The 26,395-nt window shown below is 42.6% G+C and carries 23 protein-coding genes, 1 riboswitch and 1 other annotated feature (1 of these 25 running past the window's edge); of the genes, 8 read left to right on the top strand and 15 right to left on the bottom strand.

The window, feature by feature from the left end:
• Positions 1-173, top strand: a binding site (T-box leader); it begins 44 nt to the left of the window's first position.
• 47 nt (positions 174-220) lie between these two features.
• Entirely contained in the window at positions 221-1,885 is a 1,665-nt protein-coding gene (gene argS / locus NSQ43_RS00785; RefSeq protein WP_339252215.1) for an arginine--tRNA ligase, read from the top strand.
• A 132-nt stretch (positions 1,886-2,017) separates the two neighbouring features.
• On the opposite strand, the gene NSQ43_RS00790 is transcribed toward argS, so the two are convergent.
• From NSQ43_RS00790 to NSQ43_RS00805, 4 genes are all read right to left on the bottom strand, one after another.
• Positions 2,018-3,958: an ABC transporter permease gene (locus NSQ43_RS00790; RefSeq protein ID WP_339252216.1), complete on the bottom strand. Its 1,941-nt coding sequence runs from the start codon at positions 3,956-3,958 to the stop codon at positions 2,018-2,020.
• The gene (locus NSQ43_RS00795; protein ID WP_339252218.1) at positions 3,936-4,712 is read right to left on the bottom strand and encodes an ABC transporter ATP-binding protein; all 777 of its coding nucleotides are present in this window, start codon (positions 4,710-4,712) and stop codon (positions 3,936-3,938) included. Before NSQ43_RS00795 ends, NSQ43_RS00790 begins: the two co-directional genes overlap by 23 nt.
• Positions 4,713-4,813: 101 nt before the next feature.
• A complete protein-coding gene (locus NSQ43_RS00800; RefSeq protein WP_339252220.1) occupies positions 4,814-5,836 on the bottom strand; it encodes a sensor histidine kinase in 1,023 nt (340 codons plus the stop codon).
• A 10-nt stretch (positions 5,837-5,846) separates the two neighbouring features.
• Positions 5,847-6,533 carry a response regulator transcription factor gene (locus tag NSQ43_RS00805; RefSeq protein ID WP_339252221.1) on the bottom strand — a complete coding sequence of 229 codons (687 nt, stop codon included), beginning with the start codon at positions 6,531-6,533 and terminating at the stop codon, positions 5,847-5,849.
• Positions 6,534-6,581: 48 nt separating this feature from the next.
• Here NSQ43_RS00805 and NSQ43_RS00810 point away from each other — a divergent pair, with 48 nt between their 5' ends.
• The 4 genes from NSQ43_RS00810 (at position 6,582) to NSQ43_RS00825 (ending at position 9,703) form a co-directional block, all read left to right on the top strand.
• Complete coding sequence (locus NSQ43_RS00810; RefSeq protein WP_339252222.1) at positions 6,582-6,848, top strand: hypothetical protein; 267 nt, start codon at positions 6,582-6,584, stop codon at positions 6,846-6,848.
• A 181-nt stretch (positions 6,849-7,029) separates the two neighbouring features.
• A complete protein-coding gene (locus tag NSQ43_RS00815; protein ID WP_339252224.1) occupies positions 7,030-8,163 on the top strand; it encodes an ABC transporter ATP-binding protein in 1,134 nt (377 codons plus the stop codon).
• The gene (locus tag NSQ43_RS00820) at positions 8,160-8,816 is read left to right on the top strand and encodes an ABC transporter permease (protein ID WP_339252226.1); all 657 of its coding nucleotides are present in this window, start codon (positions 8,160-8,162) and stop codon (positions 8,814-8,816) included. Before NSQ43_RS00815 ends, NSQ43_RS00820 begins: the two co-directional genes overlap by 4 nt.
• Positions 8,816-9,703 (top strand): glycine betaine ABC transporter substrate-binding protein, encoded by an 888-nt coding sequence (locus tag NSQ43_RS00825; protein WP_339252228.1) that lies wholly within the window; start codon positions 8,816-8,818, stop codon positions 9,701-9,703. Before NSQ43_RS00820 ends, NSQ43_RS00825 begins: the two co-directional genes overlap by 1 nt.
• A 414-nt stretch (positions 9,704-10,117) precedes the next feature.
• On the opposite strand, the gene NSQ43_RS00830 is transcribed toward NSQ43_RS00825, so the two are convergent.
• The 9 genes from NSQ43_RS00830 to NSQ43_RS00870 form a co-directional block, all read right to left on the bottom strand.
• Positions 10,118-11,146, bottom strand: coding sequence for a nuclease-related domain-containing protein (locus tag NSQ43_RS00830; RefSeq protein WP_339252230.1), 1,029 nt, complete (start codon positions 11,144-11,146; stop codon positions 10,118-10,120).
• A 20-nt stretch (positions 11,147-11,166) separates the two neighbouring features.
• On the bottom strand, positions 11,167-11,937 hold the full coding sequence (locus NSQ43_RS00835; protein WP_339252232.1) for a nucleotidyltransferase domain-containing protein: 771 nt from the start codon (positions 11,935-11,937) through the stop codon (positions 11,167-11,169).
• Positions 11,938-12,085: 148 nt separating this feature from the next.
• The gene (locus NSQ43_RS00840; protein ID WP_339254727.1) at positions 12,086-12,673 is read right to left on the bottom strand and encodes an ECF transporter S component; all 588 of its coding nucleotides are present in this window, start codon (positions 12,671-12,673) and stop codon (positions 12,086-12,088) included.
• Between the two features lie 101 nt (positions 12,674-12,774).
• Positions 12,775-14,448 carry an energy-coupling factor transporter ATPase gene (locus tag NSQ43_RS00845; RefSeq protein WP_339252234.1) on the bottom strand — a complete coding sequence of 558 codons (1,674 nt, stop codon included), beginning with the start codon at positions 14,446-14,448 and terminating at the stop codon, positions 12,775-12,777.
• Positions 14,436-15,308 (bottom strand): energy-coupling factor transporter transmembrane component T, encoded by an 873-nt coding sequence (locus tag NSQ43_RS00850; RefSeq protein ID WP_339252236.1) that lies wholly within the window; start codon positions 15,306-15,308, stop codon positions 14,436-14,438. The genes NSQ43_RS00845 and NSQ43_RS00850 overlap by 13 nt, the downstream gene beginning before the upstream one ends.
• A 70-nt stretch (positions 15,309-15,378) precedes the next feature.
• The gene (locus NSQ43_RS00855; protein ID WP_339252238.1) at positions 15,379-16,206 is read right to left on the bottom strand and encodes a DUF4430 domain-containing protein; all 828 of its coding nucleotides are present in this window, start codon (positions 16,204-16,206) and stop codon (positions 15,379-15,381) included.
• An 86-nt stretch (positions 16,207-16,292) separates the two neighbouring features.
• Positions 16,293-19,847 carry a DUF4430 domain-containing protein gene (locus tag NSQ43_RS00860; protein ID WP_339252240.1) on the bottom strand — a complete coding sequence of 1,185 codons (3,555 nt, stop codon included), beginning with the start codon at positions 19,845-19,847 and terminating at the stop codon, positions 16,293-16,295.
• 181 nt (positions 19,848-20,028) lie between these two features.
• Positions 20,029-20,223: riboswitch (cobalamin riboswitch) on the bottom strand.
• A gap of 100 nt (positions 20,224-20,323) precedes the next feature.
• A complete protein-coding gene (locus NSQ43_RS00865) occupies positions 20,324-21,913 on the bottom strand; it encodes an S-layer homology domain-containing protein (protein WP_339252242.1) in 1,590 nt (529 codons plus the stop codon).
• 18 nt (positions 21,914-21,931) lie between these two features.
• Complete coding sequence (locus tag NSQ43_RS00870; RefSeq protein WP_339252244.1) at positions 21,932-23,560, bottom strand: S-layer homology domain-containing protein; 1,629 nt, start codon at positions 23,558-23,560, stop codon at positions 21,932-21,934.
• 161 nt (positions 23,561-23,721) lie between these two features.
• On the opposite strand from NSQ43_RS00870, the gene NSQ43_RS00875 reads away from it, so the two are divergent.
• The 3 genes from NSQ43_RS00875 to NSQ43_RS00885 all read left to right on the top strand — a co-directional run bounded on the left by NSQ43_RS00875 (position 23,722) and on the right by NSQ43_RS00885 (position 25,057).
• Positions 23,722-24,294 carry a uracil-DNA glycosylase gene (locus tag NSQ43_RS00875; RefSeq protein ID WP_339252245.1) on the top strand — a complete coding sequence of 191 codons (573 nt, stop codon included), beginning with the start codon at positions 23,722-23,724 and terminating at the stop codon, positions 24,292-24,294.
• Positions 24,295-24,366: 72 nt separating this feature from the next.
• The gene (locus NSQ43_RS00880) at positions 24,367-24,819 is read left to right on the top strand and encodes an SRPBCC family protein (protein ID WP_339252247.1); all 453 of its coding nucleotides are present in this window, start codon (positions 24,367-24,369) and stop codon (positions 24,817-24,819) included.
• A 64-nt stretch (positions 24,820-24,883) separates the two neighbouring features.
• Positions 24,884-25,057 (top strand): hypothetical protein, encoded by a 174-nt coding sequence (locus NSQ43_RS00885; protein ID WP_339252249.1) that lies wholly within the window; start codon positions 24,884-24,886, stop codon positions 25,055-25,057.
• 55 nt (positions 25,058-25,112) lie between these two features.
• On the opposite strand, the gene NSQ43_RS00890 is transcribed toward NSQ43_RS00885, so the two are convergent.
• Both NSQ43_RS00890 and NSQ43_RS00895 read right to left on the bottom strand, forming a co-directional pair.
• Positions 25,113-25,883, bottom strand: coding sequence for a methyltransferase domain-containing protein (locus tag NSQ43_RS00890; protein ID WP_339252251.1), 771 nt, complete (start codon positions 25,881-25,883; stop codon positions 25,113-25,115).
• Positions 25,880-26,395 carry a hypothetical protein gene (locus tag NSQ43_RS00895; protein WP_339252252.1) on the bottom strand — a complete coding sequence of 172 codons (516 nt, stop codon included), beginning with the start codon at positions 26,393-26,395 and terminating at the stop codon, positions 25,880-25,882. The genes NSQ43_RS00890 and NSQ43_RS00895 overlap by 4 nt, the downstream gene beginning before the upstream one ends.

Genomic DNA, 26,395 nt, shown 5'->3' on the forward strand with positions numbered 1-26,395 from the left:
CGAGCCGGGGTTGGTGGGAGCCTGGCGAAGATGAATTATGAAGCGCACTTCGTAGATGCTTTTCTGAATGAAGTAGGAAAAGCCGGTGTCTCGCCGTTAGGAGAAAGGGGCCCCTACCCATATTTGACAGGGGCAATTTGAGTGGTACCGCGGAACAAGCTTTCGTCTCATTTATTGAGATTGAGGGCTTTTTATTTTATCTGAAAAGGGGTTCGTGTATATGAAAAAGGACATTCTACAAGCTTTACAATTAGTCAGCCCGATTCCATTGGAGGAGCATATGTTGGAGCGCCCGTCGCACGCACAGTTAGGGGATTTTGCATTGCCTTGTTTTCCTTTTGCAAAGGTCTTGCGTAAATCACCAGTTGCTATCGCGGAGGAGATGGCTTCTTCCGTCAATCATCCGTTAATCCAGAAAGCTGAAGCAGTAAATGGGTATGTGAATCTGTTCTTGAACAGGAAAGTCATTGCCGATTCGCTTCTTCAGACAATCTTGGAACAATCGACTTCATATGGCACTTCCAATGAAGGCAATGGTGGTGTAGTAACGATTGATATGTCCTCACCGAATATCGCTAAGCCGTTTTCCATGGGCCATCTGCGTTCCACGGTCATCGGGAATTCCATTGCTTTATTGCTCAAAAAGAATGGCTACACCCCTGTGAAGATCAATTACATCGGTGATTGGGGAACCCAATTCGGAAAGCTGCTCACTGCATATCGGAAATGGGGCAATGAGGAGGATGTCCGTCAGGCTCCAATCGAGACATTACTGAAATTGTATATCCGTTTTCATGAGGAAGCGGAGAAGGATTCTTCCTTGAACGACGAAGGACGTGCAGCATTCAAAGCATTGGAGGATGGCGATACCGACGCACTTGCCCTCTGGGACTGGTTCAAGACTGAGTCTCTGAAGGAATTCCAGCGAATTTATGATCTTTTGGGCGTTACCTTCGATTCGTACAACGGCGAAGCATATTACAATGACAAAATGGAACCTGTTGTTCAAGAGCTTGAAGATAAAGGTCTATTGGTCGAATCTGATGGCGCCATGGTTGTGGAACTTGAAGAAGGTATGCCGCCGTGTTTGATTAAAAAATCAGATGGCGCGACGTTGTACGCAACACGGGATTTGGCTGCTGCTATTGACCGGAAAAACAAGTATGACTTCGTTAAATCCGTATACGTAGTCGGGAATGAACAAAGCCTGCACTTTACGCAAGTGAAACAGGTTTTGGGGAAATTGGGGCATGAATGGGAAAAGACAATCGTGCATGTACCGTTCGGACTCATCTTGCAAGGCGGGAAGAAGATGTCGACGCGTAAAGGAAAGATTGTTTTGCTCGAGAATGTTTTGAAGGAAGCGATTGAACTTGCGCAGAAAAACATCAAGGAGAAAAACCCATCCCTTGCCAATCGATCCGAAGTGGCAGAAGCGGTCGGTGTCGGGGCCATTTTATTCAGCGACTTGAAGCAACATCGGAAGCATGATATCGAATTTAACTTGGAATCGATGTTGCAAGTAGAGGGCGAAACAGGTCCGTACGTCCAATATGCGAATGCGCGGGCCCACTCGATTTTGCGTAAGGTCGGTGAAATTAATTCATTCACCATAAATGAAGTGAACGATCATGAATGGGAAACGATCAAGCTGCTTGAACAATTTCCACAGGCTGTCAAACGGGCGGCTGACGATTTGGACCCTTCAATTATCGCGAAATACGCTATTGATTTCGCGCAAGCGTTCAATTCATTTTACGGGAATGTCCAAGTGTTAACCGACCAGGCAAATCTGCCCTATCGCACTGCTCTCATCGAAACTGTCACAATCGTCTTAACGGAATCTCTGCGCTTGTTAGGAATGAAAGCTCCTAAAGAAATGTAGATTTTCATGTAAAAAAGCAAACGAGTTAGTGCCGACTCGTTTGCTTTTTGGTTTATCACTGACTTTTGTGGGTTTATCACCGACTCGCCATTTTTCATCAATAATCCGCCCCATTGACAATGACTTTCCCCATCAAAGTGCCGCTTTCACCGTTTTGCGATAATACCCGACGGTTAAAAATGCATAGACGAGATAAATCAATGCGTAGAGACCCATCGCGATGGATGCAGGCAACGTAATATCTGACATGAAAATGAAAGATGCTGCTTTTATCGCAAAGATTGAGTGAAGCAATCCAATCAAAAGCGGCAGGCCGAAGACGAACACTTGCTTACGGACAATGCCCCGCATAATGTCTTGTACCGTGAAGCCTAATTGGCGCAAAGTTGCGTAGCTGCTTCTTTCCTGTTCCGCCTCCGTCATTTGCTTGAAGTATAAAATACTACCTGTCGAAATGAGGAAAACAAGTCCAAGGAAACCTGAAATGAAGATGAATAATCCACTGCTTTCCATCGTCCGTACATACTGCGAGTAATAATCGAATCCATATTGATCATTTTCCTTATTGATGCGCTTGAAGATATCAGATGCTTCGATAAGCTGATCTTGATCCGGCACATTGATGACGTAGGTGTTTGAAATGCGCCAACCGTTTTCATCATTCACAAATTGATCTTTTAATTTTTGATAGAATGCATCGTTCACAACAAGTTGTGTCGTCGCTGAAGAGTTTAAGGCATTTCCTTCGCTCACTTTCACAACTTTCATATTAGATTCTATTTCACTATTCGATAACCCAACATTGAATGGGACTTCAATCGATTTTAATAGCCAGTAGATGCCTGCATCATAAAGGTGCGCGGCATCGGATTCGGTGATTTCAATGTCCGCACCCGCTTGTTGCAATTGTTTGTCGCTTATAATATTTGCTCCAAACGATGTGGATATCATTTCTGGCGCACTACCGTCTTCAAATTCACCATCCACTTGCAGTGTTTCAACCGTTGCATACGTATACGCAATATTTTGCTTATCCAGTTCACTGACAAATTGTGCGGATGCTTCTTGACCGTCCTCATACCAAAAATTATCAAAAGCAAAATCAAAAGGATAGACAAGTCGTGTTTCTTTCTCCGACGAATAATAAAGCGAATATGCTCCCGCCAACATCGTCAAAGTCATTGCGGACAACACTGTAATAATCGTCAATGAGTTCGCATTTGCCTTCATCCGGTGCATGATCGGCGCAATCGACAAACTATTGTTCAACCCAAGATGACCTTGTTTCCTTTTACGAATCTGGTAAAGCACCCATCCGATTGCCACTCGGAACAATAAATACGTTCCAAGGATTGTCGTGGCCAAAACGACAACCATATTGATGAGCAACAAAGCATTCATCATTCGACCGGACAACCAGTATCCGAATGCGATGAGCAAAATTCCCAAAACTGCAAGAAGTGCCGACATAAACGCTTTCGGCTTCTTCGGATGCTCGCCTGTCTTATCAGCATTGAATAATCCCAATAATGTATTTCGGTAAACAGCGACGATCATTTGGATTGACGTCAAAATGATGATTGCAAGGAATACGATAACTGTCTGGATAACAGCCGCCGTCGAAAATTCCACTTCGATAAATCCATCAAATCCGATGAGTTTCATTAACAACAATAAAAACAATCGTGAGACGAGAATTCCTATGCCAATCCCAATCGCTAATGCCCCCGCACCAAGCAAGGAGTTTTCGATAATCAACAGACGAGATACAGAGCCTTTCGTCAGTCCAATCAATTGATACAGCCCGATTTCACGGCTTCTTCTCTTCAAGAAAATTGCATTTGCATAGACGATGAATATCCCTGCGATGAACAATAATAGAATTCCCGCTACTTTGAAAGCCGCACCCATGCTACCCCCCGATCTCTCAACAACCGACGGATCATGCTGCAAAGTCGCAAAGACAAAGTACAGGACAACACTTAGTATGAGAGCGAAAAAGTATAGATAATAATGCTTGATATTCTTCCGCATGCTACGGATGACGAGATCAAAGAGCGTCAACGCTGTCACCCCCGAGGACACCTTGTACTTTCAGGATTTCCTGGAAGAAGGCTTGTCTCGTTTTTTCGCCGCGATACAATTCCGAGTATATATTGCCGTCCTTGAGGAAAACGACTCGGCTACAGTAGCTTGATGCGACAGGGTCATGCGTCACCATCATGATTGTGACGCCACGTTGTTTATTCACATCTTCCAAAGTGCCAAGCAAAGAAGATGCAGATTTCGAATCGAGCGCACCGGTCGGTTCATCTGCAAAAACCATCGATGGCTTATTAATAAGCGCACGTGCTGCAGAAGTCCGTTGCTTTTGCCCCCCGGAAATTTCATGTGGATATTTGTCCGCCAACTCTTTAATGCCTAAGATATCTGCAATTGTATTGAATTGATCCTCCGCCACTCGTTTTTTCATTTTACCGAGAGAGACCGGCAACAGGATGTTCTCCTTCACTGTCAATGTATCTAAAAGATTATAATCTTGGAAGATGAACCCTAATTTATCGCGCCTGAATGCAGATAACTCTCGGTCTTTCATCTTCGAAATGTCAGCATCTCCAATAAGAATCGAGCCTTCTGTCGTACGGTCTATCGTCGCAAGAACGTTTAAAAGTGTCGTCTTCCCAGCGCCTGAAGCTCCCATGATTCCGACAAATTCCCCTTCCAACACTCGCAAGTCAATACCTTTCAATACTTGTTGCACATTGCTGCGTGTTCCGTACGATTTACGGATGTTTTGAGCATGTAAAACTGTTTTATGTTGGTCCATCATTGTACCCTCCCTGTTTGCTATATCCTTATCTTAAAGAGTTAATTTCTTTCGGTCGTTTGATTTAGATGACAAACAGGTTGGTCAATGTGACATTGTTGTCACGTTCGAGTAACGTCAAATTCATTCTCGGTAGAAAACGTCATTTTCATCGTCGTTCCTTCATTCATAACAGAATGCGCCGACAGGGAAACCCCTATTTTTGAGGCGGCTTGGTGAGCAAGATAAAGGCCGATTCCAGTCGCCGCATTATGCAGTCTACCCGTCCCTCCTGTGAACCCTTTATCGAAAATCCGAGGGAGATCATGCGCAGGGATTCCGGGACCTTCATCTTTTATAAACAAAACCGGGTGGCCGCTTCGAGAACGATCGAACTTAATATGAACGACCCCTCCATCAGGACTGTATTTCACTGCATTCGTCAGCAATTGCCGGATGATGAAGCGACTCCATTTACTATCCGTAATTACTTCCAAATCTTTGTCTTCTATTTCCACAGCGATGTTTTTTTCGATATACCATGAGCGGAGCTCGCGAATTTCTGGTGTGATTAAATGGTGCATTTCGATTTTCTCCAATACGTAATCCGTCCCAATTGACGGCATACGTGTAATATAAAGCTGCTGATCGATCAGCAAATGGACGCGTAACCAATCGGACTCGACTTTTCGAATTACCGGGTCTTGTCGATTCGCATCAATCGTCATTTTCATCGAAGTGAGCGGCGCCTTCACTTCATGTACCCACGCCGCGGTATAATCGCTTTCCATAAGGTTTGCGCTTTTCATCTCCGATATTTCTTCCATATAGTCAGCTGCCACTTGCTTCAAAAGTTCATTGACTGTTTGATCCCGGATGAACGTCGTCTCCGGCAATCCCTCCTGCCAATCCCTTGAAGGATCTTCTGAAATACGAAGAAGTTCCTTCGTGAAGTGTATCTCTTTTTTATAACGCCAGATGAAGAATAAAATGAAAATGGCAATCAGAAGTAAATTGAGGTAAATTAAAGAGCTCAGCCTCATTGTCAGACCTTTATCAATCCATATCAAGCCGTCTGTCACTGCAAGCGATGTGACAAATAGGAGTATCCAGCTTTTCATATCCCTAACGTACGCAATGAACATCAAATCCCTCCTACAGGCTAACCGCCATGTACCCCATCCCTTTTTTTGTGAGAATTGCGTCACCCAGTCCGATGTCCGAAAGTTTCTGGCGCAGCCGCGTCACATTGACCGTCAACGTATTATCGTTCACGAATCGCTCATCATCCCAAAGTTTCCGGATTAGCTCATCACGTGACACAATTTCGTCCTTCGATTGGACAAGCACTGCCAAAATGAAAAATTCATTTTTCGTCAGCTCCACTTCATTGCCATCAAGCCGAATGACGCTACGTTTCATATCGATCATCGCCCCATTCCATTCCAGCACATCCGCCGCCTCTTCCGCCGTATACGCATACGTTCGCCGTAGTGTCGCTTGAATTTTTGCCAGCAACACATCCGTATGGAAAGGTTTTTGAATATAATCATCCGCACCCATATTCATCGCCATCACCATATCCATCGGATGATCACGAGACGACAAGAAGATGATCGGCACCTTCGAAACCGCCCGGATCTCACGGCACCAATGGAACCCATCATACGCCGGAAGTTGGATATCGAGTATGACTAGATGCGGTTTTATTTGAATAAAAGACTTCATCACATCATGAAAATCCGTTGGCCCAGATACTTGTAACGACCATTGCCCAAGCCTTTCTTTTAGTGAATTGTAAATTGCCAAATCATCTTCTACGATGAAAATATTCATATCCATCCCCGTACACGTCCTTTCTTTCCTTTATTATATAGGGGGATAGCTTGGATGGAAAAGATTATCATCGACTCTTTGTGGGTTAGCACCGAATCTCCAATTCCCAAAGCCAAATCACTAAATTCCAACGCATTAAGTAGGTCAAACGATTCATTTTCGCAAAAAATTTACCTTATCACCGACTTAGGCGAGTTTATCACCGTCTCCCCAAATTTTATCACCGACTCTCAGCGTGTTATCACCGACTCTGACAGGTTTATCACCGACTTGCCAATCTTGCACCGTCTTTACCAAGAGCGTGACTTAATTACCACCTAATGACCTATTAATTAGCCCAGTTCCAAATGCTTCCATCCTTGAAGTATGTTATACTTGTTATTGAGACATCGCACCTAACAATTCAGGTGATAAAAATGTCTTCTTTTTTTTAGCCGTTGTTTTATTTTTTCATCCCATAATTCAACGGAATACAGTTTGTAAAAAAACATAGGAGGATTTTATGCTAAAGTTTGAAAACGTAAGTAAAGTGTATGAAGACGGGTTCAAGGCTGTTGACTCTGTCAGCTTTGAAATTCCGAAAGGCGAACTGCTTGTTCTCATCGGTCCAAGTGGTTCCGGGAAGTCGACTACGATGAAAATGATTAATCGAATGGAACCGCATACAAGCGGAAAAATTTCGATAAACGGCAAGGATAACAACTCATACGTCGCTTCTGACCTTCGCAGGGGAATCGGGTATGTGATCCAACAGATCGGTTTATTCCCCCATTATACAATCGAAAAAAACATCGCCATCGTTCCGCAGCTGAATGGATGGAGCCAAGAGAAAATTAAACCACGGGTCAACGAATTGTTGGAAATGGTTGGATTGGATCCTAAAATCTACGCAACACGATATCCGAAAGAACTTTCCGGGGGGCAACAGCAACGCGTCGGAATTGCACGCGCACTTGCGTCTGACCCCGAAATCATTTTAATGGATGAACCATTCAGCGCATTGGACCCGATTACAAGGGAACAATTGCAGGGTGAACTCATTTCATTACAGAAAAAACTAAATAAGACAATCATATTTGTTACCCATGACATGGATGAGGCACTCAAAATGGGTGATCGTATCGCAATTATGAAAGACGGCAAACTTCTTCAGTTGGACACTCCAGAGAAATTACTTCATGAACCTGCCCACGGTTTTGTCGAGGAGTTCATTGGCAAGCATCGAATTATCCAAAATCCCGAGCTGATGCCTGTTACCGAAATCATGTCGGAATCGGTCGTCACGACTCTTCCTCAAAGTTCTCCTGAAAAGGCAATTTCACTTATCCGTCAAAGGAAAATCACAGATCTCATCATCGTGGATGAATCAAAAACTCTGTTAGGCATCGTGTCCGCCTATGATGTCATCAAGAAAGTGAACTCCATCCGTTCCATTGCAGAAATCATGCAGCCGATCGGTTTCTTCTTACAAAATAACGCTTCTGCAAAAGATGCCATCATCATGATGGATGAGTCTCCATTCGGCCTGATTCCGATTGTAGATGAACAGAAAAAACTTATCGGTCTCGTTACACGAGGATCGTTGTTAGCCGCACTGTCCACTCAATGGACGGAAGCTGAGGTGATTGCTATATGAATAATTTATCCATTTGGCAACAATTGACCGAGCAATCGCAGATGCGCTGGAGAGAAGTGCTTGAAGCGACATCTGTCCATATCCAACTCGTATTCTTCTCGATGTTAATCGCCATTGTCCTTGGAGTTTCACTTGGAATCCTCGTCACTCGGGTTCCACAATTGACGACACTTGTGCTTGGAGGTACGGGCGTCATGCAGACGATTCCAAGCCTTGCTCTGTTAGGTTTCATGATTCCCATCTTCGGAATCGGTGTGAAAACAGCGATAGCTGCCCTTTTCCTTTATTCACTGCTGCCAATTGCCCGAAACACATACACGGGAATAAAGGACGTCGACCCTGCAACACGTGAAGCAGCAAAGGGAATGGGAATGACGAGTATGCAAATATTATTCAAAGTGGAATTGCCACTTGCGGTCCCTGTCATCATGGCTGGTATCCGAACAGCCGCAGTCATTAACGTCGGTAACGCTACCCTCGCTGCATTCATTGGAGCGGGCGGACTTGGAGATTTCATTTTCCTCGGAATCACACGTGGTATTGACGGACTGATTCTACTTGGGGCCATTCCTGCCGCACTCCTTGCCATCATTCTTGAAATGTTTTTCGGCTCATTAGAGCGCTGGACGACACCGAAAGGATTGAAAGCGTAATGAGGAAAAAGTTTACTGCTTTTTTAGTAACAATAGTTGTCATGACTCTGCTTTCCGGGTGCATTTTCATCGAGGAAGACTCGTTGACACTCGGTTCACGGAACAACACGGAAAGTATCATTTTATCCCACGTCATGGGTCAGTTAATTGAGAATAAAACCGATATTAAAGTCATTTATAAGGAGAATCTTGGCGGCTCAAACGTTGTCTGGAACGCGATGTTGGGAGGCAATATCGATGTCATTCCAGATTATACGGGGACGATTGTCGTCAACTATTACCACAAGGAGCCAGGTGATGCCGATGAAACTTTGGAATTGACACGGCGCCTCGTTGCTGAAGACGGCATTGTCGCCTTCAACACATTCGGCTTCAACAACACGTACACCCTCGCGTTGGACGAAAAAAAAGCCGAAGAACTTGGAGTCGTCACATTCAGTGACTTCGCTGCGTATTCCGAAGATTTCACTTTAGGAGCGGTCTTCGAATTCATCGATCGCCCGGATGGACTGCCTGGCTTCACGAAGGAATATGGCTTGGAGTTCAAGGGCGTGAAGGGCATGGACCATGGCATCATGTACCGCTCGATCAATGCAGGAGAAGTCGATGTCATCAACTCCTATACAACAGATGGCCAATTGCAGGAATTTGACCTTCGCGTGTTAGAGGATGACAAGTCCTACTTCCCTCCCTACCACGCGCTCCCGCTTGTAAGGGAAGAAACCTTGGAAGAATACCCTGAAATTGAGGTAGTGCTGAAGCAATTGGAGGGTATGATTGACGAAGAAGCCATGCAGAAGATGAACGCCAAAGTCGACAACGACGGCATGATGGTGGAAAGAGTTGCGGAAGAGTTTTTGGTGGAGAGTGGATTGATTGAGGGGTAGTTTGTTGGGGTTGCTACCGGTTCGGGCAGGTTTACCACCGATGCTCTGGCCGTTACCACCGTTGCGTAGCACTTTACCACCGTTGATCCAGCTATTACCACCGTTGCGTAGCACTTTACCACCGATGCTCCAGCTATTACCACCGTTGCGTAGCATTTTACCACCGATGCAGCATTTTTCCTACAATGCATGTTGCTAATATAACATGTACAAGGCTGATTTCTGGCCAACTAACATTCGGCGTGATTACCACCGATGCTTGAGCTATTACCACCGTTGCGTAGCACTTTACCACCGTTGATCCAGCTATTACCACCGTTGCGTGACACTTTACCACCGTTGATCCAGCTATTACCACCGTTGCGTGACACTTTACCACCGATGCAGCATTTATCACATCAAAAAAGCGCACATTCATGTGCGCTTTTCACTTTCAAGAAGTAATTCCATTGTATAAGTCCGATCTCTGTAAGTGCCTTTCGATTTTAACGGCATCGATGCTAACAAACGGTGAGCAGTTTGCTGGCGATCGACCTGTAAAAACTCCCGACAATCCTTGTTCCTCATTTCATCGCCAAACAAAAGAAACCAGTCGCGTAGCGCTTGTTTGTGTGCATCTCGACTTGTCCTTCTACAGGATAGACAACGCCAGCCAGCTTTATATTTTTCCATGCCAATCACCCCACACTCCGGACACATCACACCCGTACGAACGTCACTGCGACGAATAGAATACGTATCACAAATAGGATATGGAATGAATTGGCGATGGCCGTTTACTAATAGTGAAAGGAGAGAATTGAATGTTGCATCATCCAACAATGGGGAGGTTGTTGGGAGTTTTCGTATATACGAAGGAACTGAACTTGGAAATAGAACAGGGATTTTTGTGTCGAAGACTTCGATGCGTTGGCTGGCGTAGGCCATCACGACAGCGCCGTATACGGGCAATGATAGTTCTCGGCTGTACAGCCAGTCCCGGAATAATTCACAGTTGCTTTGCAATTGGACAATCGGACTTTTGAAGCCATTCACTTGTCCGCTTTCCAGTGTACGAATTAGTTGTGGGGGATTCTCGGTCACTGTAAGTTCGCCCGAAATGTTCTTCACTTCGAATAAGACTGCATACCACGGCGTTATGAATAGCGTGTCCACTTGAAAGAATGTACTCGACGATAACGATAAATCATGGAAAATGCCATGCTTCATTGAAAAAGAATAGCTCTCAAACACCTTGTCCAATTCCTGCTCGCCGCCAAATCCAGCTTTGACCGCAGCATGCTTCGAACGCAAAGTAGGAAACGCTTCATGGTGGATCGGCAATCGTCTCATCGCCGCTTCGAGCCCCTCCAACAGCAAGGGGGCCCTTCTTCGTTTATGGATGAATATGGTCAACTCCTTTTCTATTATTCCGCTATCTAGTAGTCTACCATATTCATCCACCCAAAAACTAACTATACAGATTATTCTTTGTGCATCTCAACCATTCTCCTCAAAAATCTCATTCCCTCACTTTCTTCATCCCACTGCAACCGAATCCACTCATACTCCCTGTCCACCAATTGTCCAATCATAACCGCCGCCTTTGCATGCCCACAAGGAGTTATAAACTCCAAAATCCCCTTCAACTCCAACTCAACTTCATCCGGCAAAGACCGCTCAATCGTCTTCAATCCCAACTTCGCTCGTTCCGGTGCATACCGATAAAGCAATACCCTTCCCAAATGATGCATAACATTTGTCAGCATCTTAACCGACCAGATATCGTTTCCTCTCGCAGCAGATTGTCTATATTGATACAAAAACCATCCGACATCAAGGACATCATCCCGATACTCCTGCTCAGTCAGCGTCAGGCCCTGTGTGTCAATAAACCCATCCATCAAACGATGCGGATCATACAACACTTTGAAATGGTCGCCCCGAGCGAACGTTTCCTTCGTCACAGTGAATAAATCAATATGTAATAAATCATCAAATACCGCAATGATCTGAGGGGCAACAATGAATATATCGTCCACTAAAATGATGTCGCGATATGCACGTAAATGATCAACCCGCCTCTCCAGGAATTCCGGCATGTCCCCATCGTTCACCAAACAATAAAGATCAATGTCCGAATGCTCATCATGCTCACCCCTACCCATTGAGCCTTTCAGAAAAATTGCCCTGACACATGGATCACTCTTCAAACTTTCAACGATTTTTTCAATAGCCAACTCCTGTGGTAACATCTTAACGCCCCCTAACCTTATATTACAATTTCTCCTCTAACAGTTAGTTTTCCTCTTTATACTTAAATAAATATGGAAGGGAAGCATAATCGTCAAGATGTGTGTGGTACGAGGGAAACTTGATCTGTTCAAAGGCCTTCATTTCCAATCAACCATCCACTGCTCTGAAACGATCTTCACCCAACAATCCATATTTCCTCTTAAATCGCTCTAATATTCTTAGCCAACTTGCAGAAAAAACAAGTAGAAAAAATACATTAGACAAGCTATGGGCTAAATCATGACCTACACTTGAAATATAGATTCCAACAAAAAACTCCCACGAAAGACTTTCAAGATTGCTGACAATAATCCACATATTCATGAACCAGCCGAATAGATAACCCCATATAAATCCAAATATGCATTTCCCCCAAACTTTCTTCATCCACCATGTATTTCTCAACAACCCAGCTGACATCCCCATCATCCCCCATGCATACATTTGCCACGGCGTCCAAGGACCTTGCCCGAGAAAAAAGTTCGAGACGATGGCTGCAACAGCCCCAACTATAAAACCTGATTCTGCTCCGAATACGAGACCTGCTATTATGATTACGAAAGAGGTCGGTTGAACACTTGGTATACCTGCAAAAGGTACGCGCCCTACCGCTGCGATTGCCGCCAACATCGCCAAGATGACCACTTCCCTACCTGAAATGGATTTGATTTCAAATCTTGCGAAAAACGGAAGCATAATGCATCCGATTATAATGAAACTGAGCAACAAATACGCTTTGTAATGAAAGAGAGCGATCGAAGCTGCTAAGAGTATGGGGATGCTTACAGAAACACCGATTATATACTTCTGTGATTGCTCCAATTGGCTAACGCCTCCTCATATGTGAGCACTTCAAGTACATTACTTCCCCTTGTTGCGCGATTAAGTGCTGTCGTATAAAAGTAATTCCCCATAAATAATTGTCGGGGACTTCCTGTTACCGTGACTTCCCCGTCGAACATCATTGCGCATCTTTCCGCATTTTGAGCAGCAAATTCAATATCATGCGTCACCATCATAATCGTCAATCCCTCACTATGAAGCTTCAATAACAGCTCTGAAAATCGCTCTTTCGAAACGGGATCGAGCCCCTTTGTAGGTTCATCGATGAACAACATATCAGGTTTGCCGATTAACATACATGCGAGCGCGGCTTTTTGTATTTCCCCGCCGGAACAATCGTAAGGATGCCGATCAAGTAAATGCTCAATCCCGAAAACAGTTAGCATTTCAATAACTTTTTCCTTCCCGTCGGCAATTCCATTTCTTTCGGCCGCCGCTTGCATTTCCTTACCAATCGTATCGTGCACAAAATAAATTTTAGGGTTTTGAGGTAAGTAGGCAATTCTCTCAAATAACTCCTTTCCTTTCAATTTGCTGACTTCTTTGCCGGAAAAATAGACCTTACCCCGTTGAGGTTTCACACTACCGATACAAGCCCTCAATGCCGTCGTTTTACCTGATCCATTTCCTCCAACCAATGCAAAAAACTCACCTTTATTAATGTGCAAAGAAAGGTTTTTCAAAACCATCCTCCCTTTTTTCTCGTATTGAAAATAACACTCTTTTACTACTAGTAACGGCTGTCCTGTAGGGGGAGCAATTTCGAGTTCCGAATTCCTTCCAGCCATTTTGGGCAACGATTCAAACCATCGTTTGCTGTCTTTAACATTCAAAGGAATCGCCTCCACCTTTGGCACCATCTCCATTTCCATATACAACCGAGCAACCGATGGAATATACGGCAAAAACCTCTCATCTTCAGATCTATACAGCTCATCAATTACCTCTTGACTACTTCCTTCATGAACAATCTCTCCAGCTTCCATCATCAGAATGCGATCCGCTACTGAAAACAGCTCCTCAAGGCGATGCTCCACAAGAATAATTGTGATTCCCATTTCTTTATTCAACCTTTCGAGCATGACAATTAAATCCTTGGCAGCAATGGGGTCTAACTGTGAAGTTGGCTCATCGAGCAATAGTACCTTTGGTTTCAATAAAAGCACAGACAATAAATTTAAAAGCTGTTTTTGTCCACCGGATAACTCCGAAGGTTTGGAACGCAACAAATCTTCCACTCCAAAAAAATGGACCATTTCGGCAACCCTTTTCTTCATTTCAAAATTGGAATAGCCAAGGTTTTCTAATCCGAACACAATTTCCTGCATAACCTCATCCATAACAATCTGATTGTCGGGATCCTGAAAGACGAGGCCTATTTCTTCAATTAACGTCCGCCCATCATATTCATTCAAATCCTTTTCCTTGTAACTGATTTCACCACTTACTTGTCCTACAGGGGCAAGCTCTTTTTTAAGCAAACGTAATAAAGTTGTTTTCCCGCACCCGCTTGGACCACATAAAACGACAAACTCACCCTCATTAATATGTAAATTCAAATCATTTACCGTTTTCGTTTGCACACCCGGAAAACGAAAGGACAAATTTTTCATGCTTATGATTTCCAATTCAAACGCTCCCTCCCCTCAACAATTAACGGAAATGCCACAAGTACAATCATGCATGCAAACAAGATCCAATCAAGGGCATATAGATGAAGCGTACCAAGCGCCGGATAAATAATTATTTTTCCGTAGCCTAGTGCTCCTCCTCCCATGCAAAAAGCCATTAATATACTTAGTACCATAAGCCATCCCTTATCACGCTTTGTCATTTTATACGGTACGTATGGGCTCCTTTTCCCTAAGCCATAGCCTCTTGCTTTCATTGAGTCTGCCGTTTCAATCGCCTCTTCCAATGACCATGTCAGTAAAATCTGCATGATCACCATGCCATTCTTTGCACGCTCTTTTATATTGCCTGACGCAATCGTCATCCCCTTTATACGCTGTACATCATTGATTTCACCAAGACGTCTTTTCAATAAAGGAACGAATCTGATAGCCAACATCACTAAAAAGGCAGTTTTAGGAAGAAGTTTTGAGAAGACAAAAAGAAACTTATTCCCATTTAGTATCAAATTAAAAGAAATGAATATAAGCAAAATCGTCACTAACGATAATGCCATGACAATACCGTATACTGTCGCTTCGAGTGTCACTTGTTTTCCACGGAAGTAAAAGAAAACATGAGTCCCTCTGGAATTTAAAAATGGATTCAACACTATCATTAACGCACTTATTCCAATCAACATTGGTAGCCACTGTTTCATCGTCTTCCCATGATCATGCGCAATATTAGCCATAACTACTAACAAACATATGGTACCTAAAAAAACTGGATGATTAAAAAACATCGCAAGAACGCCGACACTAACATAATAGAAAAATACTACAAATGGATGATAGCCGGAAAATCCATTCTCCAATATATTCACCCCTTTAAAGTGAAAAACCGACATCGCGTCTGTTGAACACAAGTCGGTTTCCAACCGTCATTCATCTTCGAAATGGCTTCAAACTGGCATTCAAGTCTTCTCCAAGGTTTGTCGTATACAACCACTCAACTTGATCCCCCGACTGAAGTTTTACAGCTCCTGCTCCGCGGTCGGGGAAAATTCCATTCACACGATACATCCAACCACTTCCTTGACCACGGTCAAATTCATACACATTAGCAATTCCTTCGATATATGCCGTAGCGCCTTGGCCTCCACGGTAATCCAACTGAATTTTATTTTGCTTGGTGATATTTATTAGTGCTTTTAATACCGTATCACCATCATCGATCTCCATTGTCGTTGGAAGTAAAGGAACCTCCTCGTTTGAGATGACAATGGAAATGGTGATTTCATTGGATATCGGTTCGGGTTTTTCTTCATTCTTCTCCAATTGGGTTTTACTTTCCTCAGTTGGAGGTTCAGAAGATGGCGCTTCTGTTACCGGGGATTTTGGTTGCTTGACGGCTGAATTAGCTTCTTTATCACTTGTAGATTTAACTGTCTTCTTTTTATCTTCCACAACGATACTTTCGGGAGCCTTTTCCTTCTCTTTCGGTACATTCTGTTTTGCTAACATTTGTTTTTCTTTTTCAACCGAGCGTTCCTTTTCATCCTCAGTCTTGTTCTCTGAAGGTGTTAGTTCCTTCATATCTGTACCTTGTTCTACTGGAATTTCTTCCGATTGATCCTCTAACTGCACTTCTTCCTTTTGTTTATCTACCGATTCCAATCCTGTCGGTTTTTGTAAGGAAGATACACAGCCGCCTAATAAAAGCAAGATGTATAGTAAAAAGGATGCCATTATATAGTTGTTGTGTTTTTTCATTTAGCGCTCTCCCCTACACTTCTCGTCCATATAACAAACAATCCAGCCCCCCTTTTTGGGGGACTAGATTGTTTACCGAACCGCCTTTACTTTTTGGCGTTATTCATCGCGCGGTGTAAGAACACTGCAAATTCAGCACGTGTAACGGATGATCCTGGTTTAAAAGCACCATCATTTGTACCAACTGTAATGCCGTTTTGGAATAGGATTTCCACATCGCTACGATGTGCATCGGACACTAAATTGAGGTCATTCAAGTTAACAACTGCATCCGTCCCTTTTAAATTGAAAGCGCGGACAAGTATGGAAGCCATCTGTTGACGGGTTAGTACATCCGAACCGCCAAACACTGTACCAGTACCGTCTCCTTTAAAGATGTTAGCAGCTTTTGTTGCCTGGGCAGCTTCGTAAAACGCACTTGATTTAGGGACATCTTTAAACGGAACCATTGTCTTTGGAATATCTAAATTCAATGCTCTCATTAATAATATTGCAGATTGTCCACGGGTTACCGCCTCACCTGGTTTAAACATACCATTTGGGTAGCCCTTAATGATTTCTGCTTCAACTAATTTATGAATCTCTTCTTGTCCAAAAGAATTCAACGCTACATCTTTAAATGAAACAGTTGGTTTACTAATTGCCACATCTGTCATTACGTAAAGACCTTTTTTCCCTTCATTGAAACGGTCTATGGCAATTAAGGCAAGTAATCCTTGTTGAGTTGCCAAATAATTGCTTTCGTCACCAATTGTGTGTGAAATGCCACCATCTTTATTGATAAATGATTGAAGTGCCGTACGTAAATCGCCTTTGTCTTTTGTAAAACGCTTGTCGTCCAAGTCGATACCAAGGCTTGTAAGAGCAATAATGACCTGTGAAATGCTCTCACTATTTACCGTGCCTGCCGATTCAAATCCGCCAGTAGCCTGTTGTTGTCGGGAAAGCCAATTCAATGCTTTATCAGTTGCAAGTTTTACTTCTTTTTTATCTTGATAGTTCGCTAATGCTTGAAGTGCCATGGCAGTTATATCAATATCACTGCTTGCACCGCTGGCAAGCGGAAAACCGCCATCTTCTTTTTGCTGTTCAAGAAGCCAATTTAGCAATTTCTCTCGCGTCCAAAGTGCATCTGCAGGAATTTCATATTTCTTTGCATCTAATGCAAGCAAAGCAAAAACGACTCCATTTACGCCTTGACTTGTCATCCGTGCATTAGAATAGATTTTCTCGATGAAGTTGTATCCGGCAATATTCTTTGGATCTTTACCAATTGCAGTTACCGCTAAGGCAATGCGCTCATAATCTGTAACTTTTCTAAATTCGCCTTTATTCTCTTTCACATAATCGATCAACGATGTATAATACGACTCGCTAACGTTGTTATTCGAACGTGCAAGCGCAAGAACATCCCAATCATTGAAGTCATCGTAAATAGTGAAATCACGATTTTTATTGATCCACTTTACTGCCTCTTCAATCGATTTACGAGTTACGGTATCTTCCTTTTTAGGTGTCTCAGGTATTACCACCGGACCCGGTGCATAACTCGAACCCAAATCTTTTCCAAGATCCGTTGTGTACTGCCAACGAATAACATCGCCATTCTTCAGCGTATAATTCCCTGCACTATAATCTGGGAATGTTCCGTTAACGGAATACATCCAGCCACTTAACGGGCCATTATCAAACTCTCCTAATCCATCTATGGATTTAACATAGAGTTCCGCACCTGACCCTGTATACTCGATTGAGATTCCTTTTTCATCAACCAATCTTTTTAATAACGTAAAGGCAGTATCACCACTTTGAAGCATAATGCTCAACGGTGTAATAATATCCCCTTGCCCTATCGATCGTTTCTCTACGGATAGTGTAACAACGTCTTCTGAAGGTGGTGGTAAGGAAGGTTCCTCTTCAATGATAATCTTTTTTGATTGGCGCAAAAGCCTTGGATAGCTGCCTTCAATATCTTTTGTTACTTTTATTTCGTATGATCCGACTTTCGCCTTTTCACCAGGAATGCGGACAATTCCATTTTCATCTGTCTTAAACGTTTCACCATTGAAAGTGACATCGGCATTTTTAATCTTTGTTTTAACATTTTCTTCTTTTACATCGAAGTACTCATCGATAACATTGTATGTCGATTCAACTGTAATCAGGATATCTTCATTTTCAATTAGTTGGGGTGCAATCGTCACTGTCGGACGGAGTGTAAGGTCTTCCACATCTTCAATATAACCTTCGTAAATATCACCCACGTTACCATAAAACCATACAATTGTATCGCCATCTTTTAATACATAATCTCCCGCACCAACATTGGGATACTCGCTATTGACCATGTACTGCCAACCATCCCATGTACCGAATGTTGCTTGTTCTTCATCATTTATCGATGCAATATAATCGCCATATGCATCGTAAGAAACACCTGCTTCGTCAAGTGCCTGAGTTGTTGCTTCAAAAGCCGTTGCATCTTTGTTGAATGTCTTAATAGTCATTGTTTGTTCAGGATAAAGCGTGTCGTTTATCCCTTCAATTCGCATCGTAACAGTCGTTGTTCTGTCCAATACATTCTTACGGTATTCTTTTAAACCAACAAAAATCGATTCCTTTTTATCAACAGTAGCTAAAGCAAGCAATGCTTGTTCCGTAGCCATTCCAATAGCACCGGCCATGTTTTTCTGCCACCAGAAGGAACCATCATCTTGCTGATACGTTTCGATGAATTGCTCAACTACATTTTCGCCATCTTTTGACCACTTTTCGCTATACAAATCTTCACCGACTGCAGCAAGTCCCATTAAAGCAGCGGCTATACTATTCGCATTCGCACCCCAGCCATCGGAAATTTCGCCCTTCTCCTTGAAACCTTTGTTAACGGTCTCAACCGACAATTCAATTGCAGTTTTTACATCTTGACGATCATTCATATACGGTGCTAAGGCTGTTAAGACCCAACCATTAGAGTCCACCCCGCCAAAAGTGCCATTTTTTTGTTGCGATAATAAAAATTCAATATGTTTTTCCCGATTATAATCGGCTTCCATGAGGTCAAGAGCAATCATCGCCCACGGTTCACCCCAAATGGTAAAGAACGAACCATTCTCTTTTTGCTTATCAATCAAATCCTGAACAACATCGCGCTTACCAAATTGATGTGGATCTTTACCTAACAAGATTGAACCGATAATCGCTCCAGCATCCTCATTTGATGTTCCATTCTTGTTATCAATTCCTTTGGACCAATAAGAAGAAGACTCCCAAGGTGAACCATTCTCTTTCCAAGGAACATCGTTCTTTAAATCGGTATCTGCCCCCCATAGTGCAGAGAAAAACCAATAATCACTGTGAGAGGAGCTTTTCGAGAAGTCAGGTAAGTTGCCGTAATAGTACTCCTTTGTCTTATGTATGGATTGCTTCACTTTTTCATCTGTCGAAATCGCTGTATCATCTGATTCCGACGGTACCTCTGTAGTTGACTCAACAGTCTCATCTGTCAATTCGTTAAGTAATTCTGTCGACCCATCGTTTCCAGCAGCAACTATTTGCATTGGAGACAACAGTGAACCAACCATTATGAATACCAAAAATAACGGGAACAAGCCTTTCAATTTCAAATTTAATTTATTCAAATCATCGCACTCCCAATTAAAATTATTTTGTAGACAAATCCCTTACCTCAAACCCTCCCTATTCACAAATAAAAACCCTTACCTCCGAGAACAGAAGTAAGGGCTCATGTATGGTAGTTAATAGATTGACAGACTACAAATCAAATAAACACTACACAATGCCACCTTTTTCCCGGAAGGTATTTCGCATTTATATCTTGGCAAGTCTCCTGACTCATGGGCTTGTATCGTCACCTCTGCCTTCCCAGTTTTTCAACCAGTGGCTATTATAGAAGTCACTTCCCATTTACAGTGGCCGGACCGTTTAGGATTTTCACCTAATTCCTTTTTAAGCTTTACAATTGATATGTAAAGCACCAAAATATACTCTATTCAGTTATTTGAAACCATATTCATTGTAAAGTAGTTTAGTAGTTTGTGCAATGGATTTCAAAAAAACAGCGCAAGATCAATAGATCCGCGCTGATAACTTCTATTCACTTCGAATCTGCCCGATATAAAAACAATGCCATTTCACCACGGGTGATGGCCGCGTCTGTTCCAAACTTATCAGCAGATTTACCTTGGGTAATATTGTTTTTCATCAAAGCCTTAACCGCTTCTGCATAGCGTGATGAAACATCCGCGAAAGGAAGCTTCACTCCATCGCCTGATAATTCATATGCCCGTTGGATCAACAACGCCATTTCACCGCGGGTCATCGTGTCATTCGCACCAAAATGAGTCGCGGACTTTCCGTTCACGATGTTTTCCCGCTTCAAGGCATTCACCGCGCCCCATGCTCTTTTTGGCACATCAATGTACGAAGACTGGTGCACATCTGACGTATCCAAATTCAAAATCTTTGCAAGCCAAATCGCAGCATCCACCCGCTTAATCCGATCTTTCACTCCGAACTCTGTCGTGGACAATCCGTTGGTGACTTCCTTGTCTGCCAAATAGGTGACAGCAGGTGTATAGATGCCTGACATGTCCTTGAAAGCGGGTTGGGCTCTAAGCGACATTGTATATACACCAGTCAACCGGGTAACTTGTGCACTTGGAATAAAGTAATACGTTCCTTTTTTCAGCTCAACTGTTTGGGAAGACTTCGCCGTTTTTCCAAAGGTTTTACTATCATTATAATAGGATGCATAATGGACATTTTCCTGCATCAACGTATAGTCACTGAATTCCGAAGCGTAGTCAATCGTTAGAATACCGTTATACTTCATCTCGATTTTGTAGTAATCCACCTTATCTGTAATGCTTAAAAAGCCGATATGGGTCTTATTGTCATTGAGCGTAATCAGGTTTGCCGATGCCCTACTATTATTCGGTTCAATTTCCTCATTGTTGGCGGGGAAAAAGGAAACGCTCATTTCATACACACCGTGAGCATAATAATCCTTTTTTTGAATATAATATACCCCCGCTTCCAGATCAGCATACGCTTTTTTATCGGATTGAATGGTGTTTTTAGGAAGGCTTTGTCCTTCAGAGTCAAATAAATCGAAATCCCCCCATGCCGATTCAATCTCCATTATCAATCTACCTGGTTCATTCAATTCAACCTTGTACGTGTCGACACGATCGTTATAGCTAAGGAATCCCCGAATCCGCGCTCCGTTCACTTGGATTGGCATCGCCTCCGCAAATGTCTGATTCGGTTCAATTTCGTTATTCGCAGCCGGGGTAAAGTCGACCCGCACTTCATGCTTGCCGTAATCCTCAGTTCGCGCCCCTACAGTTAATGTATAAACCCCTGCTTCGACATTCAACTCTTCTGTTAAGGAAGATGGATTTTCGGGAAGGCTATTGTACAAGTCCATATAGTAGCCCATCATCTGATTATTCTCGTCCAAAAGTCTTAATCTCGCCATGGGATAGTATGATTTGGCGGAAACTGTCAATTTACCTGCTTCCGGAACCGTCAAAGTATAACGTTTTTCGGGAGATTGTTCAGAGTTGCTTCCTGTTACGGTCGTTTCAAGTGGCAGTATTGTATCTGCATGCACAATTGCAGGCATCGGAATTGCCGTCAAAAGCAGTACAAGAGATAGTGTTAAGATTTTGATGGTTTTCATGTCGTTTTCCTCATTCTATTATTCTTTTAGATCCGCACGGTACAAAAACAACGCCATTTCCCCGCGGGTGATAGCCGTGTCTGTTCCGAACGCGCTCTCTGACTTCCCTTGCGTAATCCCGTTTTTCAACAATGACTTAACAGCTTCTTCATAGCGCCATGATACATCCTTAAAAGGAAGTGCCACGCCATCCCCTGATAATCGATAGGCTCTTTGAAGCAATAAGGCCATCTCGCCGCGGGTCATCGTATCATTTGCCCCGAAATGGGTTGGTGTTTTTCCGTTTGCAATGTTTTCCCGCTTCAACGCATTCACTGCGCCCCATCCTCTTTTTGGCACATCCATATACGAAGTTTGGTGTGCATCTGAAGTATCCAAGTTCAAGATCTTCGCAAGCCAAATTGCTGCGTCCACCCGCTTAATGCGGTCATTGACGCCAAATTCACTAGCTGAGATGCCGTTCGTTACATCTTTTTTCGCCAAGTACGTGACAGCTTCTGAATATCTATTAGTTACATCCTTAAATGCGGGCTCCACCTTGAAGGACATCGTATATACGCCGCCCTCCCGGTAGTCCGTTGTTTTAGGAATAAAATAATAGATTCCTCTTTTAAGCTCTAATCTTTTCGACGATTTTTCCGGTTTTCCTACTTCACCACGACTTGTATGCAAGAAGCCGGAGGAATTCCCCTTTTCATCCATCCATTCATACCCACTGAATTCAGATGAAAAATCAATCGTCAAATAGCCGTCATACTTCATTTCAATTCGATAGTAATCAGCCATATCCGAATAACTTAAGAAGCCGGTATGGGTTCTATTGTCAGTGATTTGAAGCGGTATTGTTGTTCCCCGACTATTATTCGGTTCAACCTCTTCATTGTTAGCAGGGAAAAACGAGACGTCCATTTCATAAATAGGTGGGTAGGAAAAGCTGTTGCCATTCATACGGATATAATAAGTACCTGCTTCTAAATCCATATGGGATTTCGAAAGTATCGGAAGTCCTTCGTAGTCACTCAAATATTTCCGATAAACCTCATTCTCTTTTGAATCGTATAAGTAAAGGCTTCCCCGTCCTAACTCCGAGTCAATATCAATTATCAATCTACCGGGTTCATCCAATTCGACTTTATAATAGTCGTCACGATCAGCCAAGCTCAAAAACCCTCTGATTTTATCCCCATTCACTTGTATCGGCATCGCCTCACTGAATGTATTATTCGGTTCGGTTTCATTATTATTCGCGGGATCAAAAGAGGCGATTACATTATAATCACCAAAACTTGTTTTATTGTAATCTTTTACTAATAAAGTATATACACCTAATTCAAGATGATAAACTTTTTTTAATGTAGTCGGGTTTTCCGGACGTCCGTGAAAAACCGCTTCAAAATGATCTATTGTCTGGCCATTAGCACCTTGAAGCCCCGTGTACGCAGCGCTAAAATAAACATTCATAGTAATCGTCAATGTTCCTGCTGTTGCAACGTTAATCGTGTAGGTATCTAAAGATTTTTGTTCAGTAATGGCCCCTGTAAGGGATGTATCAAAAGGCAGTGTTGTATCCGCATTGGCAACCGATATTCCCATAACGCCAGATAAAAACAGTAATAGAGTGATGACTAAGATGCTGATATTCTTCAAGTTGTTTTTCCTCTTCCTACCAAGTTATTTTTCTTTAATAGACTTACTTTTTATATTATATAACACCATTTTCGTTTAGCAATATAGTTCTCAAAATATTAGTGAGTCCGCATTATTTATTCAGCAAAAGGGTATTCTACTCAGTCAGGAGGGTGAGTAACATGAAACCATTTTGTCCGGAAAGTTGGCCGGAAGATCCAACACCAGCGAGCGAAATCGATTGCCAAGATTGTGGGCTATATAAACAAGGGACACGTATGGTGTGGGGAGAAGGGAATCCTTGTGCACCAATTATGGTGATTTTAGACAATCCCGGAGCGAGGGAAGACCGCGAAGGAAATACATACGTGTGCGGCACGCGCCAGACATTGCAACAAGCCATTCATGAGGTAGGTTTGGATAAAGACCAGATTTACGTTACATACATTTTAAAGAGAAGGCCAATTAAAAAATATGATAAAGAAGAAACAAGGGCAATCTGCAAGCATCGCCATTTGGATCAACAGCTTAAACTTCAAAACCCACAGCTCATCTTATGCTTGGGGAATGTCGCAGTTCAGTCCTTCTTTGAAAATGCAGAGGTTGAAGTCAAGGGCTTGCGGGGTAGTTGGCATGAGGTGAAAGGCTATCAAACAGCCGTCGCCTATCATCCGCTTGCAGTTAGGCGCAGACCGAATTTGTATAAGTTGTTTTTGGAAGACTTATCTTTTGTGAAATCCCGAATCCATGAATGAAATCATGTTATCATCAATATTGAGAAAACTTGTGAGTCTATAACAAATCCTATTGGTTGAGGAAGGTGAACCATGCCAACCATCAGACACGAAATCCATATTAACGCACCGATCCATATCTGTTTTGACCTTGCCAGAGATGTGGATGTCCACACAGAAACAACAGCCAAGACAAAAGAAAAGGCTATTGATGGCGTTACGACGGGATTGATGGAAAACGGCGATACAGTTACTTGGGAAGCCGTTCATTTTGGAATAAAACAAAGACTAACTGCAAAGATCATAGATATGAATAAACCATATGATTTCACTGATGTCATGTTGAAAGGCGCATTTCATTCTTTTATACATATACATGAATTCATCGAAAGCGGGAGCGGAACGATTATGAAAGATACTTTTTCTTATAAATCCCCTCTTGGCTTTTTAGGAATAATAGCAGACAAGCTATTTTTGGAGAAATACATGAAGAGGTTTATTGTAAATCGTGCGTATGAACTGAAGCGGATAGCAGAAAACCGTTAAGTACATCAAATCAAATAAACTTGACCATATTAAGAATGTAAATATGATATGGGAGGTTTTCTTAATGAAACAAGGTGCACACAGCAATTTATATTCCAATCCAAAAACACCGGGGAATCGACGGGAAGTAAAAGAAGAGATTTCAATGGAATTGGCCGAGCTTGGCAATTTGAAGCCGAAGCATGAGCCGATGACGCAGAATGATCGGCAGAAGTCGGAGAAAGATAAATATTATTGAACTATAATTGACAATCCTGCGGGAAGGTTATTCCCGCGGGATTTATAGAAATCAATCAATCCGTTTTTACTCTGCATACATAAACCATTGAAACACTTTCCGCATGTAATTCATTCTCTTCCCAATCGCCATAGACATGCACAATTTCAAAACCATTTGCTGCGATTAGACGTTCCATTTCTTGTGGGAATGAATAACGGAGAGAAATGCCATCCTGCTCCTCTGCTATTAACGTACTATCTTGATAAATTCTCCGATGCGTCTGGCAATTCAATATCTGAGTCAAATGATTATACACATCACGATGGCTTTCAATCACCTGGTTACCGTTTTTATCGATGTACTTATCCTCATACTCATCAACAACGGCGAGCTCCTTAAATATCGGATTCCGCGTATCAAAAATGAAGATGCCTCCATTTATCAGGTGCTTGCGAACAGATTGAAATAAACCGTCTTGTACTTCATTCGTTAGAAAATGTTGAAAGGAATTTCCTGTCATAAAAGCGAGTGAACTTTTCACCAGCAAGTTCATTTCCGTGCAATCTTGTTGTACAAACTCAATTGCTATCCCTTGCTCTTCAGCTTTTTGTCTCGCTCTTTCCAACATACCTTCGTGCAAGTCAACACCTATCATTTGGAATCCACGCTGCGCCAACGGAATCGTCAATCTGCCCGTTCCGCAAGCTAATTCAATTATGGGATTATCATCGTTAGCCCATTTTAGAATGATGCCTAAATCCTTTTGATACTCATCATATAAGTGATCGTACATTTCAGGATCATCATATTTTTCAAGGTTATTTTTAAATATATCTTGGTTCATTCATTTCCTCCCAATATACTGCTTTTAAGCATTTGGTTTTTTGCGGGGTCATCCCTCACAACAACCAACTTATTCAAATAAGGTCGCAGAATCCCGTCCAACTCTTCACGCTTTCCTTCAAACTGCTTTGTCCAATTAAACATATTCCTTAGCATTTGAAAGTCCGGTTTATACGCACATTCTTCTACACCAATAACCTGCTTCATATGCCTGCTCAAAATCCGGACTTTTCGTTTCCATAAAGGCGGATCCAGCCAAATGATGATGTCAGCCAAGTCCAAAAGGAGATGATAGGACGGGCGGTATACACCTTCTGCAATCCAGCACCCTTTTGCATTCATTTGATGAATGACTTGAACTTGTTCGTCGGGCGTTCGCTTCACGCGATTGCCATCCACGGTATGGTAAACGACCGCATCCAATTCTACAAAGGGCAAACCTATTTGCTTGGACAATTCCTTCGCGTAAGTCGTTTTTCCACTTGCAACGATTCCCATGATGAAGATTTTCAT

This window comes from Sporosarcina sp. FSL W8-0480 (genome assembly GCF_037963765.1).
In the GTDB taxonomy this organism is placed as follows: domain Bacteria; phylum Bacillota; class Bacilli; order Bacillales_A; family Planococcaceae; genus Sporosarcina.

What these genes read in the sequence shown, in the direction of transcription:
- NSQ43_RS00815 (WP_339252224.1), top strand. Translation starts at nt 7,030, where the DNA reads ATGCTAAAGTTTGAAAACGTAAGTAAAGTGTATGAAGACGGGTTCAAG.
- NSQ43_RS00865 (WP_339252242.1), bottom strand. Translation starts at nt 21,913, where the DNA reads ATGAAAACCATCAAAATCTTAACACTATCTCTTGTACTGCTTTTGACG.
- NSQ43_RS00810 (WP_339252222.1), top strand. Translation starts at nt 6,582, where the DNA reads ATGGAAAAGATTATCATCGACTCTTTGTGGGTTAGCACCGAATCTCCA.
- NSQ43_RS00800 (WP_339252220.1), bottom strand. Translation starts at nt 5,836, where the DNA reads ATGTTCATTGCGTACGTTAGGGATATGAAAAGCTGGATACTCCTATTT.
- NSQ43_RS00890 (WP_339252251.1), bottom strand. Translation starts at nt 25,883, where the DNA reads ATGAACCAAGATATATTTAAAAATAACCTTGAAAAATATGATGATCCT.
- NSQ43_RS00840 (WP_339254727.1), bottom strand. Translation starts at nt 12,673, where the DNA reads ATGCTTCCGTTTTTCGCAAGATTTGAAATCAAATCCATTTCAGGTAGG.
- NSQ43_RS00885 (WP_339252249.1), top strand. Translation starts at nt 24,884, where the DNA reads ATGAAACAAGGTGCACACAGCAATTTATATTCCAATCCAAAAACACCG.
- NSQ43_RS00805 (WP_339252221.1), bottom strand. Translation starts at nt 6,533, where the DNA reads ATGGATATGAATATTTTCATCGTAGAAGATGATTTGGCAATTTACAAT.
- argS (WP_339252215.1), top strand. Translation starts at nt 221, where the DNA reads ATGAAAAAGGACATTCTACAAGCTTTACAATTAGTCAGCCCGATTCCA.
- NSQ43_RS00795 (WP_339252218.1), bottom strand. Translation starts at nt 4,712, where the DNA reads ATGGACCAACATAAAACAGTTTTACATGCTCAAAACATCCGTAAATCG.
- NSQ43_RS00895 (WP_339252252.1), bottom strand. Translation starts at nt 26,395, where the DNA reads ATGAAAATCTTCATCATGGGAATCGTTGCAAGTGGAAAAACGACTTAC.
- NSQ43_RS00825 (WP_339252228.1), top strand. Translation starts at nt 8,816, where the DNA reads ATGAGGAAAAAGTTTACTGCTTTTTTAGTAACAATAGTTGTCATGACT.
- NSQ43_RS00880 (WP_339252247.1), top strand. Translation starts at nt 24,367, where the DNA reads ATGCCAACCATCAGACACGAAATCCATATTAACGCACCGATCCATATC.
- NSQ43_RS00855 (WP_339252238.1), bottom strand. Translation starts at nt 16,206, where the DNA reads ATGAAAAAACACAACAACTATATAATGGCATCCTTTTTACTATACATC.
- NSQ43_RS00875 (WP_339252245.1), top strand. Translation starts at nt 23,722, where the DNA reads ATGAAACCATTTTGTCCGGAAAGTTGGCCGGAAGATCCAACACCAGCG.
- NSQ43_RS00820 (WP_339252226.1), top strand. Translation starts at nt 8,160, where the DNA reads ATGAATAATTTATCCATTTGGCAACAATTGACCGAGCAATCGCAGATG.
- NSQ43_RS00835 (WP_339252232.1), bottom strand. Translation starts at nt 11,937, where the DNA reads ATGTTACCACAGGAGTTGGCTATTGAAAAAATCGTTGAAAGTTTGAAG.